The organism is Chloroflexota bacterium (genome assembly GCA_020161265.1).
Lineage (GTDB): Bacteria > Chloroflexota > Chloroflexia > Chloroflexales > Herpetosiphonaceae > Herpetosiphon.
This window is the reverse complement of sequence record JAIUOC010000001.1, coordinates 55,575-77,206: the sequence shown is the minus strand read 5'-3', so window position 1 is coordinate 77,206 and position 21,632 is coordinate 55,575. Positions and strand designations below refer to the sequence as shown.

General features: G+C 49.2%; 17 protein-coding genes. 8 read left to right on the top strand and 9 right to left on the bottom strand.

Going from position 1 to position 21,632, the window contains the following annotated elements:
- Positions 1–2 precede the first annotated feature (2 nt).
- The 4 genes from LCH85_00285 to LCH85_00270 form a co-directional block, all read right to left on the bottom strand.
- On the bottom strand, positions 3–1,484 hold the full coding sequence (locus LCH85_00285) for an NAD(P)/FAD-dependent oxidoreductase (protein MCA0350405.1): 1,482 nt from the start codon (positions 1,482–1,484) through the stop codon (positions 3–5).
- 53 nt (positions 1,485–1,537) lie between these two features.
- Positions 1,538–2,773 (bottom strand): cytochrome P450, encoded by a 1,236-nt coding sequence (locus LCH85_00280; GenBank protein MCA0350404.1) that lies wholly within the window; start codon positions 2,771–2,773, stop codon positions 1,538–1,540.
- Complete coding sequence (locus tag LCH85_00275; GenBank protein MCA0350403.1) at positions 2,766–3,386, bottom strand: TetR/AcrR family transcriptional regulator; 621 nt, start codon at positions 3,384–3,386, stop codon at positions 2,766–2,768. Before LCH85_00275 ends, LCH85_00280 begins: the two co-directional genes overlap by 8 nt.
- 138 nt (positions 3,387–3,524) lie before the next feature.
- On the bottom strand, positions 3,525–3,980 hold the full coding sequence (locus tag LCH85_00270; GenBank protein MCA0350402.1) for a MarR family transcriptional regulator: 456 nt from the start codon (positions 3,978–3,980) through the stop codon (positions 3,525–3,527).
- Positions 3,981–4,200: 220 nt separating this feature from the next.
- On the opposite strand from LCH85_00270, the gene LCH85_00265 reads away from it, so the two are divergent.
- Together LCH85_00265 and LCH85_00260 are read left to right on the top strand one after the other, a co-directional pair.
- Complete coding sequence (locus tag LCH85_00265) at positions 4,201–4,770, top strand: hypothetical protein (GenBank protein ID MCA0350401.1); 570 nt, start codon at positions 4,201–4,203, stop codon at positions 4,768–4,770.
- On the top strand, positions 4,760–6,814 hold the full coding sequence (locus tag LCH85_00260) for a cation:proton antiporter (protein ID MCA0350400.1): 2,055 nt from the start codon (positions 4,760–4,762) through the stop codon (positions 6,812–6,814). The genes LCH85_00265 and LCH85_00260 overlap by 11 nt, the downstream gene beginning before the upstream one ends.
- Positions 6,815–6,896: 82 nt before the next feature.
- Here LCH85_00260 and LCH85_00255 read toward each other — a convergent pair whose 3' ends face one another.
- Entirely contained in the window at positions 6,897–9,101 is a 2,205-nt protein-coding gene (locus LCH85_00255; protein ID MCA0350399.1) for a coagulation factor 5/8 type domain-containing protein, read from the bottom strand.
- Between the two features lie 209 nt (positions 9,102–9,310).
- Positions 9,311–9,967 (bottom strand): winged helix-turn-helix transcriptional regulator, encoded by a 657-nt coding sequence (locus tag LCH85_00250; GenBank protein MCA0350398.1) that lies wholly within the window; start codon positions 9,965–9,967, stop codon positions 9,311–9,313.
- 128 nt (positions 9,968–10,095) lie between these two features.
- Between LCH85_00250 and LCH85_00245 the strand changes: the two genes are divergently transcribed.
- Complete coding sequence (locus LCH85_00245; GenBank protein MCA0350397.1) at positions 10,096–10,632, top strand: dihydrofolate reductase family protein; 537 nt, start codon at positions 10,096–10,098, stop codon at positions 10,630–10,632.
- Positions 10,633–10,638: 6 nt separating this feature from the next.
- Positions 10,639–10,908: a DUF2277 domain-containing protein gene (locus tag LCH85_00240; GenBank protein ID MCA0350396.1), complete on the top strand. Its 270-nt coding sequence runs from the start codon at positions 10,639–10,641 to the stop codon at positions 10,906–10,908.
- Between the two features lie 48 nt (positions 10,909–10,956).
- Here LCH85_00240 and LCH85_00235 read toward each other — a convergent pair whose 3' ends face one another.
- The gene (locus tag LCH85_00235) at positions 10,957–11,517 is read right to left on the bottom strand and encodes an SH3 domain-containing protein (protein MCA0350395.1); all 561 of its coding nucleotides are present in this window, start codon (positions 11,515–11,517) and stop codon (positions 10,957–10,959) included.
- Between the two features lie 238 nt (positions 11,518–11,755).
- Here LCH85_00235 and LCH85_00230 point away from each other — a divergent pair, with 238 nt between their 5' ends.
- The 4 genes from LCH85_00230 to ruvA all read left to right on the top strand — a co-directional run bounded on the left by LCH85_00230 (position 11,756) and on the right by ruvA (position 18,304).
- The gene (locus LCH85_00230; GenBank protein MCA0350394.1) at positions 11,756–12,814 is read left to right on the top strand and encodes an LLM class flavin-dependent oxidoreductase; all 1,059 of its coding nucleotides are present in this window, start codon (positions 11,756–11,758) and stop codon (positions 12,812–12,814) included.
- 150 nt (positions 12,815–12,964) lie between these two features.
- Entirely contained in the window at positions 12,965–16,168 is a 3,204-nt protein-coding gene (locus LCH85_00225; protein MCA0350393.1) for a hypothetical protein, read from the top strand.
- A gap of 104 nt (positions 16,169–16,272) precedes the next feature.
- On the top strand, positions 16,273–17,610 hold the full coding sequence (locus LCH85_00220) for a hypothetical protein (protein MCA0350392.1): 1,338 nt from the start codon (positions 16,273–16,275) through the stop codon (positions 17,608–17,610).
- 100 nt (positions 17,611–17,710) lie between these two features.
- Positions 17,711–18,304, top strand: a complete 594-nt coding sequence (gene ruvA / locus LCH85_00215; GenBank protein ID MCA0350391.1) for a Holliday junction branch migration protein RuvA — start codon at positions 17,711–17,713, stop codon at positions 18,302–18,304.
- 112 nt (positions 18,305–18,416) lie between these two features.
- On the opposite strand, the gene LCH85_00210 is transcribed toward ruvA, so the two are convergent.
- Positions 18,417–19,547 carry an SGNH/GDSL hydrolase family protein gene (locus LCH85_00210; GenBank protein ID MCA0350390.1) on the bottom strand — a complete coding sequence of 377 codons (1,131 nt, stop codon included), beginning with the start codon at positions 19,545–19,547 and terminating at the stop codon, positions 18,417–18,419.
- Between the two features lie 198 nt (positions 19,548–19,745).
- Complete coding sequence (locus tag LCH85_00205; GenBank protein ID MCA0350389.1) at positions 19,746–21,629, bottom strand: hypothetical protein; 1,884 nt, start codon at positions 21,627–21,629, stop codon at positions 19,746–19,748.
- Between the last annotated feature and the right edge of the window lie 3 nt (positions 21,630–21,632).

Below are 21,632 nucleotides of genomic sequence, written 5' to 3'. Positions count from 1 at the left end.
GGTTATTCAATCTGACGTTGGCTGGGCCAAGCGCGAAAAAACTCCATATTGCCATCATCGAGCGAGCCAAGCCGCAACATCAACAAATCAAGTAGGTAGTTTTGGTAGAGCCGCCATGGGCGTTGGCGGCCTTGGCGCGGCAAATGTTTGAGCACCCGTTGAACATAGCTTGAGGTGAAACTAAGCGCCGGCTCAGTCGCCATAGTGGGGTTAAAATTCTTGGGCATACAACTGGTGTAGCCATGGCGATCCATATAATTCAATAAACGACAAACATACATCGAGGTTAATTCGCATTTGAGCGTCCAAGAAGCGTTGGTATAGCCAAAAGCCAAGGCCAAATTGGGCACATCGCTGAGCATCATACCTTTGTAATTCAAGCTTGTGCCCAATTCAATCTTACGGCCATCAACCACAATTTCAATTCCGCTGAGCAAGCGCAAATTCAAGCCAGTTGCTGTGACAATCAGATCAGCTGCCACATGCTGGCCCGATTGCAGTTGAATACCTGTGGCGGTGAAATGGGCAATTTGGTCAGTTATAACGCTGGCTTGGCCCGATTTGAGCGCCTTAAAAAAATCGCCATCGGGCGCTAAACAAAGTCGTTGATCCCACGGGTTATAGCTTGGGCTAAAGTGGATGTTGGCATCATAGCTAGCGCCAAGTTCTTGCTGAGCCATGTTCACCAAGGCGCGTTTGGCAACTTTGGGCAGCGTTCGCATCAACAGATAATAGATAATGCCTTGGATAATTGCTCGCCAGCGGATCACTTGAAAGGCCAATTTGGCAGGCAACCAACGCCGCAACTGCTCGGCACGAGCATCACTGGCAGGTTGGGCCACCACATACGTTGGCGAACGTTGCAACATCGTCACATGCTGCGCTTGCTCGGCCATGGCCGGAACCAAGGTAATGGCCGTCGCACCGCTACCAATCACCACCACCCGTTGATCGCGATAATCAAGATGTTGCGGCCAAGCTTGGGGATGCACAACCCGCCCTTGAAATTGGCGCAAGCTCGGCCATTCAGGGGTGTAGCCTTGGGCATAATCGTAATAACCGCCGCACATATATAAAAAATTACAGCGATATTGCACCCAGTCACCCTCAGCCAAGCGCTCAACTTCAACCGTCCAGCGTGCTTGCTCCGATGACCAACTGATCCGGCGAACCATATGCTCAAAGCAAATTTGTTGATCGATGCCATAGATTTGGGCAGTTTCGCGAATATACTGCAAAATTGATGCGCCATCGGCGATTGCCTGCGAGCTATGCCACGGGCGAAAAGCATAGCCCAGCGTGTACATATCCGAATCCGAGCGAATGCCGGGATAGCGAAACAGATCCCATGTACCACCAATCGCCTTGCGGCCTTCGAGAATCGTATAGCGTTTGTGTGGGCAGCGGCTTTGCAGATAATAAGCTGCACTAATGCCCGACAAACCAGCGCCCACAATCAGCACATCACGATCGATCGCTTGCATCGCTCACCTCATAACCAAGTCAATGGCTCATTATAGCAAGCTTCAAGCGCTATTTACCATTCCACGGGCAGGGCAGTTAAGCCGCGCACCACTGCGGTCGAGCGCCAACGCAACTGCTCGGCGGGCACGGCAAGGCGCAAGTTTGGGCGCAGATCAGTCAATAATTGCAGGCCAATTTGGGCTTCCATGCGGGCTAAAGGCGCACCTAAGCAATAGTGAATGCCCAAACCAAAACCAACATGGCGATTCTTTTCGCGGGTTATGTCGAGTTGATCAGGGTTAGTAAATTGACGTTCATCACGGTTGGCTGAGGCCAGCGCGACCAAAACCATTTCGCCTTTGGCAATCTTGGTGTCGGCAATAATCACATCTTCAGCAGCATAGCGCTCGGTCGCGGTTTCAACTGGCGCAGTAAACCGCACCAATTCCTCAACTGCCGATTTGATCAACTCTGGCGAACGTCGCAACAAGGCCAACTGCTCAGGATGTTGCAATAAGGCTAGAGTTCCCGATGAAATCAGATTGACCGTGGTTTCGTGGCCTGCGAGCATCAGCAAAAAGACCATGGCTACTAATTCAGCTTCACTGAAACGATTACCATCGGCCTCAGCTTGCACCAACGCCGTTAGCAAATCGTCTTGGGGGTTGCTGCGACGCTTGGCAAAAAGTTGTTTGAGATACTTCATCTGAGCCATACTCGCGGGAATTGCCAACATCACATTCAGCATGGTTGGGCTGTTCAGTACATATTTGGCCCAACGATGAAATTTTTGGCGATCCTCAGTTGGGATGCCGAGCAATTCGACAATCACAGTCAAGGGCAAGGGTAGGGCAAAATCGGCAATTAAATCGCCGCGACCACGTTGTTGGGTGCTGATTAATAATGATTCAGCAATCGATTGAATGCGTGGTCGCATTTCTTCCATGCGCTGAGGGGTAAAAGCTTTGTGGACCAATGAACGTAAGCGCAGATGGTCAGGGTTATCTTGATCGAGCATATTGCTTTCGAGTGCTCGAAACGATTCGGGCATCCATGGGCGTTTGCGTTGTTGCTCCAACGATTGGGCGTTTTTATAGTTTTTGACAAAAGCGCGATCATTTTTCAAAATATCAACGACATCATCGTAGCGGGTAACAATCCACGTCGGCATCGAGCCAAGTTTGGCTTTAGCAACGGGATTATCACGGCGTAACTGAGCATAAATACGAAACGGATCAGCCTTGAACCGACGATCAGTCAAATTTAAGACTGGTTGAGTGGGCTTGGTTTCACGCGATAAACTACTCATGCGGTGGCTCCCGGAGAATGCCATACAACACCAAATTGATGGTGGTACGGGCTAATTCAGGCCATTGATTGATAGCAACCTCATCACCCAGCATGCGCAAGAGCACCAAACCAAGGATGCTGCTTGACAACGAGCGGGTCAATAATTCAGCTTGGGCTGGCCGCAAAATCCCCTGATCAATCCATAACTGCACAACTGGATTGGCAAGCTCAAAGGTTGGGCCAAAAATTTCGCGAAAATAACGCTCGCGCAGACTTACATCGCTCAGCACCGCTGGCAGAGCTGCCTGTAAATCAGTCATTTGCTCCATCAGTCGTCCCACCCGTTCTTCGAAATAGCTGGCAATAAAACCACTGGGCCGACTATCAAGTGCTTGGGTGAAATCAATTTCTCGTTGTTCGCGGTCGTTTAAACGCTCCAAAATCCCTAATAGTAACTCGTGTTTGCTGGCAAAATAGAGATAAATTGTGCCATCGGCGATGCCCGCGGCCTTGGCAACTTGGCGAATCGTGGTTTGATGAAAACCTTGCTGAGCAAACACCTGGGCAGCAGCATCAAGAATTTGGCTTCGACGGCGTTGGTTAAGCGATGCTTCAGGGTTTTGGGTTGCCATACAGGTTCCTATAAAAATGAATGAACATTCATTCATTTTGCTATGAGTATAGAATTAAGTATATCGATTGTCAATCAGTTCTTGATCCATGTTATTTTTAGCCACGAATTACACGAATTGCACGAAAGTTTTCATCCCTCATCCCTCATCGGCGCGTTTAGCCAAATCGAGCAAGCGCTGCAAGGCAGGCAAAGCCGCCGCGACGATGCTCAACTCAAGCTCACTCAGGCCGGCAATATGGGCAGTCAGCTGTTTGTGGGCTTGGGTTTGGGCTTGACGAACTGCATCCAAGCCTGCGTTGGTTAATTGTAAAAGCTGTTGTCGCCGATCTTGCGGGTGCGGAATGCGCTCGATCCAACCGCGCTCAACCAGCGCTGGCAGCAGTTCGCTGATCGCTTGCGGGCTAACATGCTGTTGACGCGCCAAACTACTCAGCGATTGTGGGCCATGCTGAAGCTCGTTCAACATCCGCAATTGGGCGGCGCTGGTAGCCCCATCGAGCTGCCGCCGCACCTCAAGATCAACCAAACGATGCAGTTGGGGCGCAAGTGTGAATAAATCTTCGACCAGTCGATCAATATGATGCCGCTGCATAATTATCCTTATTCTTCAAGCTACTTGATGATTTCTATAAATATAGGCTTTATTTTTCGGCATAAAACTATAATAACAAAAAAATATTTTCAAGCAGATTGAACTTGACAACGCCCATAAAGCTCCTTATTATAGTGCTAGATACTCATTCATCAAGCAGCACCCGTCTCGCCAGCAGCTTCGGCTTTGGAGGCAGCTCGTGTGCTTTATGGAGGTGTTGATGCCTAGATATTCGTTATCGCCACCATTGGTTTTGCTCGATCGAGTGCTCCGCTGGTGTTTTATGATGAGTACTGGCTTAACTATGCTCCTGCTGTTTGCTGAGCTTGCCCCGCGTTGGAGCTACGTTGGGATTGCAATTCAGTTGATTAGCCTTGGCTTGTTAATTGTCTTGCTACCGCTCAAACGCCCACGCCATCTGTTTCTTTACCCGCTCCTGCTTGCAATTGCGATTAGCATTTGCGAACCAACCCTACCACCCTATCAACTACCAAACATCGTTAGCCAAGTAGCGCCGTTCGCGGTTGTTACGCTGATTTTGGGCGATCTGATTCAGCGACGAGCTGTACCGATCTGGCGGCCACAACGCTTGGTCGTTTGGAATGGCAAGGTTGATCTGATTGAGGCGGCATGTTTTTTCCAGCTCGACCCAGTTCAACTGCGGCAACAGCTTGAGCAACAGGGCTGCCAATTACGCACCGCCAGCGATGGCGGAACCTTGGTCAAATTAGCGCCTATTCTAACATTCTTAACCACAACAACTCATTCAGGAGGTGCCGATGCCCCATGATATATCGTTGATCACCAATATTTCGGTCGCGTTGGTCGTGGCTTTCGCTGGCGGTTTGCTGGCTCGCCGCTTAGGCCTACCCACAATTGTCGGCTATCTTTTAGCGGGAATGCTGATCGGGCCATTTACGCCTGGCTTCGTCGGCGATATTGGCGATATTAGCCAGCTTGCAGAAATTGGCGTAATCTTCCTCATGTTTGGGGTTGGTTTACACTTCTCGCTCAAGGATCTATGGTCGGTGCGCAAAGTGGCGATTCCAGGCGCAGCCCTGCAAATGCTCTTGGCGACTGGCTTGGGCTTCGGCCTAACTCGTTTGTGGGGTTGGACAACCGCCGCAGGGTTGGTCGTCGGCTTAGCGATTTCAATTGCGAGTACGGTGGTGTTGCTGCGCGGATTGATGGATGCAGGCCAACTCAATACACCTGCTGGTCAAACCGCAGTTGGCTGGTTGGTGCTCGAAGATTTAGCCACCGTGCTGATTTTGGTCTTGTTACCAGCCTTGTTCGGCAGCGAGGGCGGTAATCCCTTAGTAACTGGCGGCTTGGCCCTACTCAAAACTGCTGCCTTTGTATTGATTATTCTGTTCGTTGGCGGGCGTTTCTTGCCATGGCTACTGACCTCGATTGCCCATTCACGCTCACGCGAACTGTTTATTTTGGCAGCCGTGGCCGTAGCGCTCGGCACAGCCTTTGCCGCAACCGCCGCCTTCGGTGTTTCGTTAGCACTAGGCGCATTCTTGGCTGGCGTAGTGTTGGGCGAATCGGAAATTAGCCATCAAGTGGGCGATGAAGTCTTGCCCTTTCGTGAAATCTTTGCGGTGATCTTCTTTGTTTCGGTGGGCATGTTGGTTAACCCGCAATACCTGTGGGATCACATCGGCCAAGTCGTGGCCTTAACCGCGTTGATCGTGGTTGGCAAGGCTATTTTCACGCTCTTTTTGGGCTTGATTCTACCTTCAACTGGCCGCACGATGATTGTGGTAGCTGCTGGCCTCAGCCAAATTGGTGAATTCTCGTTTATCGTTGGGCAGGCTGGCGTTGGTTTGGGCGTGTTGACCCAAGATCAATATTCGTTGGTGTTGGCGGGGGCAATGTTCTCGATTATGCTCAACCCAGTGATGTTTTGGTCGATTCCGCATGTCGAAACATGGCTCAAGCGTTATCCAACATTATGGGCACGTTTTGAGCGCCACGCCACAACTGAGCCGCAACCAACCACATTGCCTCAGACCGAACATGTCGTTGTCGTCGGCTATGGGCGGGTTGGCGAGCACATTGGCACGGTCTTAAATCGGCTGCAAATTCCTTTTTTGGTGGTCGAAGCCGACAATCATCGCGCCGACGATTTTATGACCAAGAATATTCCAACGTTGATCGGCGATGCTGCCAACTCCGATGTGCTCACCCACGCCAAACTTGAGCAAGCCAAAGCCTTGGTAGTAACCTTGCCTAACGAGGCGGCTAGTGAATTGGTCGTGGCAGCAGCGCGTGATCTCGCGCCAAATTTGCCGATTATTGCGCGGGCTGCAACCAATTCAGGGGTACAACGGCTCGCCGATTTGGGCGCACAAGATGTGATTCATCCAGAATTAGAGGGTGGTTTGGAAATTATTCGGCATACCTTGTTGCGCTTGGGCTATGCTGCAACTCAAGTTCAAGGCTATACCGATGCAGTTCGGCGTGATCAATACCATACGAACATTACGCCGACCGAGCATCTCATTCTTGAGCAATTGATTCAAAGTGTGCGCGGCTTTGAGATTGCTTGGCGCGGCATTGCCGCCAGCAGCACGATGATCGGCCAAAGTTTGGCAGCCCTCAACTTCCGTGCCCAAACCGGCGCTTCCGTGATCGCAGTCATTCGCGATCAGCAATTGATTAGCAACCCTGAATCGCAATTAACCCTTGCGCCCGGCGATTTGCTAGGCTTGATCGGCGACGAAAGCCAAATTAATGCCGCCGATGCGTTGATCAACCGGAGCCAAACGAGCAATCAAGCATCCAACTCGCCGCAGGCTGGCAAATTTGCGCCCAGCGCAGCCTAAACAATTCACTGAAGCGCGATCTTGGAGCCATCGCTGGTTGCAAGATCGCGCTTTTGAATCCGCTGAATTTAACCAACCCAGATTAATTAGGGTAATTGGTTACTTTCGGCGTGTAGGTGACATTGGGTTGGGTCGAGCCACCAGTATTATTAATCACGTTGCTAATACCACCATTGGCTCCAATTGCCACTGAAATCATGTTGTGAAAGCGTACATTGGGGTTGTTTGGCGCTTCGATCGCCCGAGTTAGCCAGATGTTAGGGTTGGTGAAAACGCTGTAAATGCCCAAACCCCAAGCTTCGTGGCTGGTCACATTATCGGCAACTTTGTATGAGGCCCAACCGTTGACTCCCGCTGCACTACGCCAGCTATCTTGAGTTGGCGGGTCGTAGGGAATTTCCGATTGATAGAAGTAGACGCGGCCACCATTGCCCTGCCAAAGCACCTGATATTGTTGGTAGTGCTCGACAAATAGGCCGTAGATCGTCACATTATTGCCGTTGACAATCACGCCATTTGCACCTGTATTGCTATTCCAGGCCACGCCGTCGCCGTGGTCGGCCCGCCAAACCCAAGTATGGTCAACAATCGTGTCGTGGCTATTGATTCGGAAGCTGGTTGAGGCTTTGCCAGCAGCAGCTCCACCAACGCGGAAAATCACGTCGTGCAGCACAATTGGGTTAGCAGCATGGCTAGCATTACTGCCATTTGGTCCAACTTCCAACAAAACTGGTGAGTTAATCAGGCCAGCATCAAACAACACGCCAGCGATCGTCACGCCATCAACATCAGCGACGGTCATCGCGGCCAAGCCCGTGGTTGGGCGCAAGGTTGCAAAGCCCAAGCCCAACACCACGGTATTGGGGTTATTCACGCGAATCGTATCATTTAATGCATAGATCCCAGGCGTAAACAACAGATGTTTGCCTGCGGCCAATTGGGCGTTAATTGTTGCGGCACTATCGCTTGGTTTGGCGATAAAGAATTGGCTCATGGCGATGGTCGTGCCTGGCGTTGAGCCACCAGCCCATGTGATGCCCGTGCTGTTGGTGCGCAGCGAGGGAACCCGCACGCCCCAATTGCCAGCAGCATCGACAGTAACAAAGGGCTTTTCGCGCACAATTGGGGTTTGAGCAACTTTGGTGTATGGTGGGTTGGGCCAACTGCCTGCTGGTGGGTTGGTCACGCCAACAAACACCATATTCCAGTTTGAACCAGTCCAGCTGCCCCATTGGGTATTGCGCGAAATCCATTGTTGCTGGGTGCCAGAGTTGACGTTGCCATCAACTAACACATCCGACATCCAGCCGCCGCTCGACCAACCATTATTTTGATTGAGCTTCATGTTGCCGCGAATGTGCATTCGGCGGAATGGCACAGCCTGCGAGACTGCCCATTGCATCGTGCCATTCGAAGGAGTAATCGCAAGGCCTTCAGCACCGCGCCAGAAATTACAGGTAGCATTATCGTTGCCTAGATAGGCATTTGAATAGACACTACCGTTGATGTTGACGCTATCGGGCGACGTGCCAACGCCCAGCAATTGGGTATAAAAGCCAACCGGAATGTTCAAGCCGTTATAGGTGCCAGGTTTGAACATCAAGGTATAGCGAGCTGAGCCAAATTGGCTATTTTGCTGAATGCTATACACATTGTTGATTTGAGTTTGGATCGAGGCAGTTGACATTGAGGGATCAAACATCAATACATTCGGGCCAAAATCGGGGGTTGTGCCAGGCGGAGTGGTTGGATTGGGAGTTGGATTTACGCCGACCACGCCCCAATTGAAGGTTTCCCAGCCCGAAGCTGTTGGTCGGTTGGCAACCAACGGTGCGTAGGTGCCAAGATTAAGATCGCTGGAAACGAAATTATTATTGCCAATCGAGCGCAATTGGACTTGACCAGCCGTAACATCGACCCATTGAAATTGTTCCCAACCGCTCATCGTGTTACGGTCGGCAACGAGTGGTGTGTTAGCAAAATTTTGATCGGCTGAAACAAACTTGCCAGTTGCCAACGCCCGCAGGCCAACATAGCCATTGCCAGCATCAACGACTTGAAACTGCTCCCAACCATTGGCGGCATCACGATCAGCCACCAAGGGCGAGTTGGCTCCGCGATTGACATCGGCTGAAACGTATTTCCCGCTTGAAATTGCTCGCAGCCAAATCGTTTGGCCAAGCGGGGCAGCGGCAAACGCCGCTTGAGGAGCCGCCGTGATAAAGGTAAACAAAATGCTACATGCTAAGCCAACTGCGGCCAATTTACGCCAAAAATGAGTATCCATTCAATTCGTTCCTCCGTGGATAGAACCCAGTTTCATCCTTGAAAACAGCTATCCGACACTATGCTAGGGCGAACTTGTGGAACGGTGACCTGATCACTGGCAAATAAACAACGATAAAAAATCGGTATCGTTTCCGGAAACGATACCGATTATATTAATGAAATTTAAAGGTTTGTCAAGCCCTTAAATTTGTTAATAGTTATCCAAATTTAAGCTGGAGCGTTAATTGCACAGCAGGCGAGGAAGCGTTCAAGCGCAACCAGCTGCCCTTGGATGTGCAGCAAACCTTGATCAACGGCTTGTTGCGGGCCGATTGCGCCTTGCAAGAGCTGCAAATAAAGCTCAATTGTCGTGTGGATAATCGCATCAGGTTGCTGGCTTGGGCCTTGCTGAATATATAATCGACCATGATCGATTGTGATGCTCAGCAATTCGCCATCGACATGCCATTGATAACTTGCGCGAAATTGAGCCAACTCAGGGCGAAAAAAGGTTTTGAGGGTCAAGGCATAAGAACCAATCGTCAAAATATGCACATGCTCGCTGCTTGCAGGCACAAATTGGCTGCCCCATTTGCCAAACTCGATCAAGCTTGGTTCAAGTCCACGACCCAAATCGGTCAGGCCATAGACGGTCGAGCCTGCTGGGGGAGCCAGTACTTGGCGCACGATCAAACTATGCTGTTCGAGATGTTTAAGTCGTTCAGTCAAGAGGTTGGTGCTAATACCGGGCAAGCCATTCAGCAAATCTTTAAAGCGGCGTGGCCCAGCTACCAACTCACGAATGAGCAGAATCGTCCAACGTTCGCCGAGCAGTTCAAGGGCATAGGCTAGCCCGCAATATTGGTTATAGCTGCGATTATTCATAAACGTACTGCTAATCTGCTTCAAAAAAAGAATTCTCGATTAAGTATACCTGAAATTCAGGCTTGACTTTTTGAAGTAAGGCTTATAAAATAGCAAATGTGTTCTACTACTGTAAAGGGAATGTACGAATGGGTAAGATTGTATTAGCAATGTTTGTTTCGCTCGATGGTGTGGTCGAAAATCCAGGTTGGTCGATGCCCTATTGGTCTGATGATATTTCGGCTTTCAAAGCTGAAGAATCGGCTGAATGCACAGCGCTGCTTTTGGGCCGCGTGACCTACGAGGGTTTTGCTAAAGCTTGGCCCGAATCCAAAGATGAAGGTGCTGAGCATATGAATAACTTGGTGAAATATGTGGCAACCAACACGCTTGAGCAACCTGAGTGGAATGCGACTTTTTTGAAGGGCGATGTCATTGAGCAAATTCGCCAGTTGCGCGAAGAACAAAATTTGTTGATTTATGGCAGCACGGTTTTGGCCGATAGCCTGATTAAACACAATTTGATCGACGAATATCGCCTGTTGATCTATCCAGTCGTGATCGGCGAAGGCCAGCGTTTATTCCACCCAGGCACAACCGCAACCCTCAAACTCGTAGAAACCCGCACCATGAGCACTGGCGTGGCGATGTTAAAATATCAGCGGATTGAGCAGCCTGCAGAGTGAGGCTATATGTGTCGTAATATTCGCCCGTTGTTTAACTTTGAGCCACCAGCAACCGAGGCCGAAATTGAAGCCGCTGCACTGCAATTTGTGCGTAAAATTAGCGGCTTCAACCAGCCTTCGGCAGCAAATCGCGAAGCCTTTGAAGCGGCAGTTACGGCAATTACCGCTAATGCCCAAACGTTGTTGGCTGCATTACAAACGAGTACCCCCGCCAAAGATCGCGAAACTGAAAAAGCTAAGGCTCAAGCTCGCAATATACAGCGCTTCAACAAATAATCATTAGGCGAAGCATGCAACGTTAAGTCCAGTTTTGATTAACTGGGCTTAACGGCGTGGCCGTGGCTTGCTGGTTGTTGGCGGTTTGGGTTGCGTTGGCCGACTCGTCGCCGCTGGTCGCGATGGACGGCTCGGTTTGGCGGTAGCTCTTGGGCGACTAATTGCTGGCCGCTGAGTTGCATATGGTCGATTGGTCGGCTGAATCATCGGCGATGGCGCGATCATTGCCTGTTCCCAAGGTATTAGTGCTTGTTGTTGGGCCGATAGATTGAACAAACTGGCATGCATCCAACCGTGATAATCATTGACTCGCACTCGATACCAGAGCTGATCAGCATCGTTACGCTGGGCCACAATAATGATCGCGGCTTGAGCATCAACTGTGGTAATAATATCGGCATTCAGGTTTGGCTCGCTACGCAAGTTTGATACAGCACCAACTGAGCCAACCAAAGGTGTTGCTGCTGGCGGAATTGAGGTTGGTCGCGGAGTATTCTGAATAATTACCGCTTGAGAAACCGAGGTTGAAACTGGACGCAACGGAGCCTTGGTCTGCCCACAACCAACCAAGATCAGTAAACCAATCCCCAGAAAAACATAGTGACGCATAAACCCTCTTATTCTCTAAATATGCGATTGCTGGAGGCTGTACGCCTGTGTTGTAAGAATGTTGCTGAGTTGACCGCTGAATTTGGGCTATAGTGCTTTGCGGCTCCTGTGCATAATCATTTTTTATCGAAAAATTATCTAGCAATTACTAGATTAATCAACCAGACTGGGGGTACAATATTACTAGAATAATGCTGGCCCAACTAATTCCAGCATTTTAGCAATAGATGGAGTATTCATGGAAGCCATGGTTGGTCAAACAAGCCCGGCCCACAGCCAAACCACCCGCGAAATCGCCTTTTCGGTGCTCGATTTAGCCACAATTTTCGAGGGCGGCAGCCCTGCCACAGCCTTTAAGAATAGCCTTGCGCTTGCCCAACATGCCGAGCAACTTAACTTTAAGCGCTTCTGGCTAGCCGAACATCATAATATGGCCAATGTTGCCAGTGCGGCTACTGCTGTCGTGATTGGCCATGTCGCCGCTGGCACCAAACGAATTCGAGTTGGATCAGGTGGGGTGATGCTGCCCAATCATTCGCCCTTAGTGATTGCCGAACAATTTGGCACACTCGAATCGCTCTACCCAGGCCGAATCGACTTAGGTTTGGGGCGGGCACCTGGCACTGATGGACGCACCGCCATGGCCTTGCGCCGCGATCTGATGGCGAGCGCCGAACGCTTCCCCGAAGATGTGCGCGAGCTTCAAGCCTATTTTGCCGAGCCAAGCCCAGGCCAATATTTACGGGCAATCCCAGGGGCTGGCTTGCACATACCGTTATGGTTGCTTGGTTCAAGCACATTTAGCGCTCAGTTGGCGGCTAAATTAGGCTTGCCGTTTGCCTTTGCGGCCCACTTTGCCCCAACCCACTTGTTTGATGCGCTGCAACTGTATCATCAACACTTCCAGCCATCAGCCCAACTTGCCAAACCCTATACTATGGTGGCAATTAATGTGATTGGAGCCGAAACTGATGCCGAAGCCCAATATTTATTTACCAGCATTCAACAAGCTTTTTTAGATATTCAACGCGGCACGCCACGCCCAATTCCTGCGCCAACCAATGATCCGGCTAAACGCCAAGCCCTGGATTTTGCCTTTGCCCAAAGCCCAATGCTAGCCTACACCGCGATTGGTACAGTCGATACCTTGGAGCAACGGTTGAGCGAAATTATCAAAGCCACCGCCGCCGATGAAATTATGGTCAGCGCCAATATTTATGATCAAGCGGCGCGTATCCGTTCATTTGAAATTGTCGCCGCCGCACGCGACCGAATTAATGCCAAACGGATCGCCTAATAACCCATTACTAGGCCTCAATCTTCCATTATTCAGGGAAGATTGAGGCCTTTTTGCATTCTCGTATGATTAATCAACGCATTGTTATGGTATGATGATTGAACTTCTGAGCAGAAGAATCGACATCCACTTATCCTTGAGAGAAATACCATGCATGGTTATAATCGGATCGACGTTGAAGTCTGTCTTCACAGCGATTTTTGCGAAAGATTTGCTAATCTTTTTCCTTTTAGTGGTAGTTCACGGCTTTTTTTCGCCCAAAATCAGCATTGGTCTTGTTATTTTGTTAAAGAAGGCCAAGGATTTTTGTTTCCAGGCGAGACAACCACCGGGGCATTGATTTTTTTATGCCTTGAAGAACAAGCTAGTCGCATGTCAGTTGGCATGACATTGCAACTTTTTGTGGCTGGTACACCATGCGGCCACGCAACCATTCTGCACATCGTCAACCCCGATTTGTTTAAACCAATTATAAGTTACCCTCAATATCTTACGCTTGATCAGGTGCAACAGCATCCAGCATTATTACCAAGCCAACGCAGCTGGGTCGAGGCTGCGCTCGCCAAACAAGCTCAGGATTATGGCCTGCGTTTGTACCACGAGCATATCAATGACCTGTGCAAGGACTATACTTCACCCTCGATCTTCAATACTTTGACCCGCGTTGCAGACGAAGCCTACTCGATCGAACAACGCCACTGGCTTGATCTCTATCGTTCGCGTTATAGACATAGTTCTGCTCAGCAAACTATCCTGCAAGATAAAATAGCAGGATTAAGGGAAACCGGGGGTTATCTCTTGCTGCGCGGGTCAACTGGCAGCGAGGCTGGCACGCTGATCGCCAATTTAATCGATCCTAACAATCCAGATTTATATTATTTTCTCGCCCCACAAATACATCAGCTCGGAGCACGCAAAATTCTGCGCACGTTGATCGCTCAATTGACGTTAAAGTATGGGCTGCCGATGAACTGGAATTCTGATAGCGATTACCATAGACTTCGCGCAACCTTCAAGAAGCTCCTGTATATGCTGGCCCAAAAGGGTTTTGAAGCAACAATCTATATAGCAGGTCTAGAACATCTATCAGCCGAAGATTGGTCATTGTTCTTGCCAATTGTGCCTAGTGGTTTTGTATTTGTGTTGGGAATGGCAGCAGATACAAGCTATTCAGGCATCAACCAATTGCAAATCAATGAATATCGTTTACCAAACCAAGCGCAGCCGACCCAAGTGAGTCTTGGAGCTATTAACCAGGTTGAACAGCCAACCCCATTAACGACTACCTGTTTGGCTATTTTAGCAGTATGCCAAAGCCCAATCAGTCGCACTATGCTCGAAACATTGCTTAACGTCGATTCCCAGACAATTGATTCAGTCATTTCAATGATCAACGATTTGCTCTGGCAACCAGCTGATCATACCCTTATTTGGCTAGATCCCAGCATCAGAACAGCTATTTTAGCGTCCTTTGATGCGCCAATTCTAAAACAGGCAGATCAACAAGTAGCGACTTGGTGTAGTGACCAGTTGACAGCCCAAGCATCAGTGGTCGAACAAGCCCAACTTGCCTACGCCCGAACCCACTATGCAACCCATCTTGGGCAGAGCGAGCAATGGTCAAGGCTTTGGCAAATTCTTGATACAGATGTTTATCCTAAGGCTCAACGTCAATTCGACCATAGCAACAACCTCGTTATCAATCAGCTTATTTGGGGCCAAGTGGGAATTCTCGCAACAACGCTAACAACTGAACAAAAGATCCAGAGCTTGCCCCAACTTTGGCGCTACAGTCTCCTACGGATTAGTTTGCTTGAAGATAGCACGCCCGATCACAGCGCAATGGTCGGTTGTTTACTAGAGTTAGGCGCTGAACAAGTGGTGCTTGATTGGATTCAAGCGGTGCGTGACCCATTAGAAAGAATTCGATTGTATGAGCATAGCCTGAAATACCAATTAAAAACCCCGCGCACAACGATATTTAACGTGATGGCACAGGCAGCAAAGAGCCTAAGCGAACCTGAGCATCAATCGTCCAAACTACGCCAAATTGTCGAAACAGCAATTCAATATGCTGAGTTTACAATTGCTTGGCAGCTTATTCAAAGCATTCCCAACAATTGGTGTCGGATTGTTGGATTAACCAAACTTGCTGCAAATGTAGCCCAACAAATAAACCTTGAACAAGCTCAAGCTTATCTGGCCGAAGCCATAGCAATTGCCCAAACGCTGCAAGAACCTATAAGCCGTAATGGAAGTCTGGAATTCATTGGAGAATTTGCGATTGAACAGGCCCATTCCGCAGCAATTCAGACAATTCTAGAGCTTATCGATGATGATGGTGCGAAAGCTGTATTATTTGCCAAACAAGCAAAGTTGGCAAGCCTACAAGGTGATTTAGCTCAAGCTCAACGATTGATTGAGCAAATTCCAATTAAAAATTCGCAATATGAAGCGTATTTAAGTTTGATCGAATACTATACCGATCAAGCTGATTTAACGACTGCCCATTATTTATTTAACTATGTTTATCCACATCAGAGCACAAAAATGCTCTATATTAATCGCGATTTAGCAAAACTGGCGATTCAGCAAGCTGATTTGGTTAAGGCTCAGCAGATTGCCGAAAGCATTACAGACGAAACTGTTGCTGACGATCTATGTGGTTTAATTGGCCAAGCGTATGCTGACAAGCAAGATTATGCAATGGCGCAAACGATCAATCAATTGATCCATGATCAATATAAACAAAACGATCTGCTCAGGTATATCGCCAATATTGCGGCAACTTATGGGCTTTATGCAACCGCCACAGCAATCGTTCAAACGATTAGTATTCCAACGGCGATACCCTTTGCAATCATCGAAATTGCCAAAATTGCGGCTCGCCAGGGCGATCAAGCCCAAGCTCGCGAGCTGTTCTTCAAGGCTGGAAGTACAATCGAAGCAGATCAAGGCAATTGGGATGAACATACATTTGCAAGAATTGCCGAAACTGCCGCCCAATGTGGTGATATTGAAACGGCACTCACAATTGCCAGAATGTGCAAACAACCAGGGTTTCGTTCAAATGCCTTTGAACATGTCGTGAAGGCCTGCGAAGCTCAACAATCACAAACCAGCAACTCGATCAAGTTCAACCCAGCCAGCGAATTTGAATTAGCAACCTTGCAACAGTTATGGCATCAATGCTCAAACAGTGATGAATTTTGGCAACTTATACCGCAGCTCAAACGCTGGATTAGCCTATATCCGTGGTTAGGCCAAGCGCTTCTCGCAACCGTAGCCGTGGTCAACCGCCAATTGAACCAATCATTACCCAACGATCCAACCGATAATCCATCAAACGAATGATTAACCCGCTGGACTGATAGCTTTATAATGAGGTTATCGGTTTGGCAATTGCCGACTGTTAAACTGATGATCGCAGCACATGAAAGAATGAGAAAGGGAACCCAATGAACAACTGGTGGAAAATCCGCAGTTTCGGCGTGCTCGTACTTTTGGGCTTGACTTTTGGCTTGGCTCCGCAACCTTCGCAAGCAGGTGGGATAGTTTATGTTGTACCAGGTGGCGCTGGTAGCCAAACTGGCAACGATTGGGCCAATGCCAAAGATCTTCAAGCAGCCATTCAAACCTCGACAACTGGCACAGAAATTTGGGTCAAGCAGGGAATTTATCGCCCAACCACTGGCACTACTCGCACCGCTGCCTTTACGCTTACCAATGGCATTCAACTTTTCGGCGGCTTTGCTGGCGATGAGACCTCGCGCCAAGCCCGTAATCCCAGCCAAAACCCCACAATTCTCAGTGGCGATTTGCTGGGTAACGACGTTGGAGCAGCCAATGATAGCAATCCAACCCGCAGCGACAATAGCTATCACGTGCTTTATTGTGTTTCAAAGCCTGAGCCAATCGTCCTCGATGGCTTTGTGATTAGCGGCGGCCAAGCGATAAGCCCAATGTTTCCACACAATATGGGCGGGGGTGGCTTATTTGATCAGTGCAACTTAACGATATTAAATAGTCGTTTTATCAGCAATGCAGCCCAATTTGGCAGCGGGATTCTCAATTTCAACAATAGCTTAACTGTTGACCAAAGTATTTTTGCTGGCAATTGGGCACTGAGCACTGGTGGCGGGCTTGAAAACCAACAAAATGGAGTTGTTAACTTACGCTCAACCACATTTGTCGGCAATATTTCCCAGCACAATGTAGTGAGTGCCATTGCCAACGCTAGTGGCACACTTAATCTGCATAACAGTATCGTTTGGGGGAATAATGGCACCACGCCCGTCAACGGTTCCAATAATAATCTCAACCTCACCGTGAGTTATTCAATTGTCCAAGGTGGCTTTATTGGCACTGGCAATAGCGCCCTTGATCCTCAGTTTGTTGATGCAAATGGAATTGATAATATCATGGGGACGCTTGACGATAATTTGCAGTTGCAAGCGAATTCAGCCGCCCGCAATACTGCTAATGCCAGCTTACTGCCCAATGATCAAACTGATCTCGACGGTGATAACGACGTTAACGAAGCAATTCCCTTGACGATCGATTATCTACCACGGATCAACGAAGGACTCGTTGATATGGGGCCATACGAATATCAAGGCAATGAGCCAACGCCAACTCCAACAGCAACGATTACGCCCAGTCCAACCCCGACGGCAACGGCTACTCCCAGCCCAACCCCGACGGCAACCGTTATGCCAAGCGAAACGCCAACCCCGACGGCAACGGCTGAAATTCCCCCAACAACCAAAATCTATCTACCAGCCGTTATACGCTAGCCCATCAGTGGCTGCTTTGGGTCAAACCAAGGCAGCCACTTTGAGCGCGACTCCCTGCAACCTTGTATAATAGGCGCAAGTTTAGCTAGGGAGATCTGGAATGATCGCATCGGTACGGGGTGTTGTGCAGTTGATTGGTCAAGATCAAGTGGTAATTGACGTGCATGGTGTAGGTCTGGCCATCGCCGTACCACGCACAGTTTTAGCAACGATTGGCGCGATTGGCGATACCGCCCAGTTGTATACCCATTTGCATGTGCGTGAAGATATGCTGGCCTTGTTTGGCTTCAGTTCGCCAGCCCAACGCGCATTGTTTGAGCTATTACTTGGGGTGAGCGGAATTGGCCCCAAAGTTGCCTTAGCACTGCTCTCGGCGGCTACCCCTGAAGAATTGCAACATGCGATCGCCCGCGAGGATATCACCATGCTCTCCAAAGTACCAGGCATTGGCAAAAAAACCGCTGCCCGTTTGGTGCTCGAACTCAAAGGCAAATTTGGAGTCGCTACAATTAGCCCGCAACTCAGTACCAACCCAGGCCTACTAGCACTCAATACCGAACTGATCGATATTTTGACCAGCCTTGGTTATAGCACCACCGAAGCCCAAGCAGCCCTGAATGCACTCCCCGCTGATGCTCCCGCCGATACTGAAGAACGCCTACGCTTGGCCTTGCAATATTTTGGTGGAGTATAGATTTAGGAATGCCCTCAGCCTAAATCCTATTCGCCTGAGAATGTCCATCGCAAGTATGCACAGACATTCCCAGGCGAGTAAATTATGTCAATCGACTAGGAACTCAGTGTAATTATTGATTAAGCGTGACAAATGGCATAAACACCACGCTTGGGGGTTCATTATTGGCTGGGGCCGTCCAAGCGCGAGAACCTTCGGTATTACCATTAATATCAACTGCTCGCACGATAATTGTTGTTTCAGGCGCTACTTCAAATGGTTGGCTATAGCGCGTCCAAGTTGTTTGGCTAGGCAATCGATACTCCAAGCCGCGCATACTGCGATTATCGGTAGCACTCAGGGTTGCTAGCCACATAAGATTAGCTTGAGTAAAACCAACTGTCGAAACAGGCGCTTGCTGATCGGTAAAATCAAATGAAGCCTGCGCTAAATTGTTTGCTAAAGCTTGTTGTCCCGCAATTGAAGGATGATAGTAATCGGCGGTGATCAGGGTTGGCGAAATTGGCGAATTAAACAACAGGTTTTGGTCAAAACGGCAGCGCAAATAATTGCTACAAACTTCACTCAATTGGGTGTTGTAATCGACAATCCGTTGGCGAACCCGTTGGCGACGCTCTACATCGGCAGGCGCAGTCGATTCAGGGTTGGCAAACATCGATTGACAAACGCTAAATTGGCCCCAAATAAACCGCGCGGTCGAATTATCCTTAAACGTCTGCCAAACTTGAAAGATATCAGGAACGCTGGCAACGAAAACCCGAACCTCTGGTTCATTGGTGGTTAATTGATTTAAGCCACTAGTGATCTGGGTGCGATAATCAGTTACACTAGTCATGGCTCCTTCGTTTGAACGACAAATATCGTTTGCGCCCATCAAGATTGTGGCATATTGGGCGTTGGCTGGCTCAGCGCCATTGACTTGGCCGACCAAGGCAGTCATGCTGGCTCCACTCACCGCAGCATTGGTCGCGGTAACATTGCCCGTTGCCGTGCGAATCCGCTCAGTCAAACTATTAACTTCTGGGCTCGTGCCAGTAGCCCAGCTATATTGGGGCTTATCACCTATCTCGGCAACATTGCCATCAGCCAAAAAAGCTCTGGTAATCGAATCACCAAAGGCAACCACCCGTTGGGGATAGCCCACAACCGCTGGATCAATCACATCACCCGACGGCTGGGCATACGTTTGACCAATACTGGCGATCACCAAACCTACCAATAATCCGATCGTTATTCGACGCATACAGAATCCTCATTTCCAACTCAGAATTGAGTTGTCTAGCTAGTACTTTAGCAAGCTTTTGGATCTTCAAGTAGCAAATTGAAGGCAAATTAACGGCAAACTTGCAGCAGATTAACTGCAACTAGCCAAATAGGGCGTACATCCCAAGTGTTGGAGGCTTGGAATATACGCCCTATTTGGCATCATTAATGGATCAAGCTAGCCGTGTTTGAAACAGACGCTTTCACTACCTTCGATCATTTGCAAGGCAAATTGGGCTGAGGTAAACGAAGCTTGCGGCACAAGTTGTTGCATCGCAGTGGCTAGTTGAGCCAAACCCACAACTGCATAGGCTTCGTTCTGCCAAGGAATGCTCGTAACAACTTGGTTGGTTTCGGCTCCATTAGCATCACGCAATTGCTTATGCAAATTTGGATATTGCTGGGTCGCTGGGTCAAAGCCAAAATGCATAGTTTCAGCATGCAGTTTGAAGCTAATACTGGCTAAATCACCAGCAAACAAACCAATCAGCACACTATCAGCCAAGGTTTCTAGCCGAATTTGATCGATTTTTGCCTCAGCTGCATCGAATGCTTCGATAATGATATTTGGCCAGCCTGCCACAACTGCCGAGCGCATAATAAAGCCAGTTACGGTAGGCAGCCCACCGAGCAAGGTCGGTAGATCAAGCGCTTGCTCATGGGTCAAATCGCCCGTGGTCGCGCGGCCAATGCTGAGCGCTCCATCAAATAAGCAGGCCATCCAATTTGGGTCGAGTCGAAAGAAGCGAATTGACTCATTTGGCAGCATGGTTTCATCGGGCACAAGGTAGTTGAACGGCACGCCTTGCAATTGGGCTAGCCCTTTAAACCACGTTTGAACATCAGCAGGAGCAGCGGTTGCCAAGCTGCGGCTTTGTAAACGTTGCGGTTGAAAACGGGCAGTTGGCGTATTTTGACTCTTCTTTTGTTGAATTTGCCCACGCTTCCAAGCATACAAACTGGTTGAAATTTGCTTGGTCTGCAACACCATCAAGCGCCCTAATTCCCACGCCGCTGCATACGAAACATCAAACATTCCCGTGGTTGAATCATAGGCCAGTAAACTATCGGCGGCTAAGGCTGGCAAAGCCAGTTGGGTCGTATGTTGGCCAACTCCCAACGGCCCGCGATACCACGAGATCGATTGGTTGGCTTGGCGCATGCTGTGCGGTAATAAGGCATAGCCTTGGGCAGCATAACGTTCGGCCAAAGGATTAGCATTGGTCGCCAGTCGGAGATTACTGGGGCTATGATTCAAGCCGAGCATGAGATCAGCAAATTGCTGTTGGGCTGCTGGTGGCGAGGCAAAACGCCAACTGCTCAGCACCACCAACCGAATCAAATCTGAATCGCCGGCTTGTTGGAAATCGAAGCCAGCACTGGTATAGCGATTTTCCAACGAAACCAGAAATACCGTATTAATCTGATTCGGGCCAGGCAGGCGATTGCCCAGAATCACCGCTCGCTCCTGTCCGGTTGGTGTGCCATCGTCGGCAATCGCTTGGCGAATATGGGCTTGGTAACCCAAATCGGCATTGCTGGGTAAGAGATCAGCCAATAATTGCTTGGCTACATCGATTACTAATACGCGATCATTGGTGGTTTGGCCTGGCTCAAGCGTGAAGCTGGGAAATTTCACCCCAGCATTGGCCGATTGCTGCAACTCACCCAAGGTCATGGTTTGGGCAAGCGGAGTTTGATCGGCGGTAAACATCAATAAGCTTAGCCACGGCAAATCTTCATTGCTGGGGTCGGCTTGACGCTCCCACGGCAAGGTCGAACGATTCAAAATCAGGTGCGGCAAAATCGTCGAGTGATCGCTCAAGCTGCCGTCGGGTGGGTAGACTGCATAAATATCCTTAGGATCAAGGCTAAATCGCTCGCCAGCAACCTGAAAATTGCGCGTTGTGCTAAACACTGTCTGCGGAATTTTAGGCTGTGATGGCTCGTTGGTCGAAATTTGATGAGTTACGACAACCTGATACAAACCAGTTTTGAGGCTGGGCTGATGAAATTGGCTAAATTGCAGTTTGTCGTTAGTTGCTTCTATTGGGTCTGCCATCGA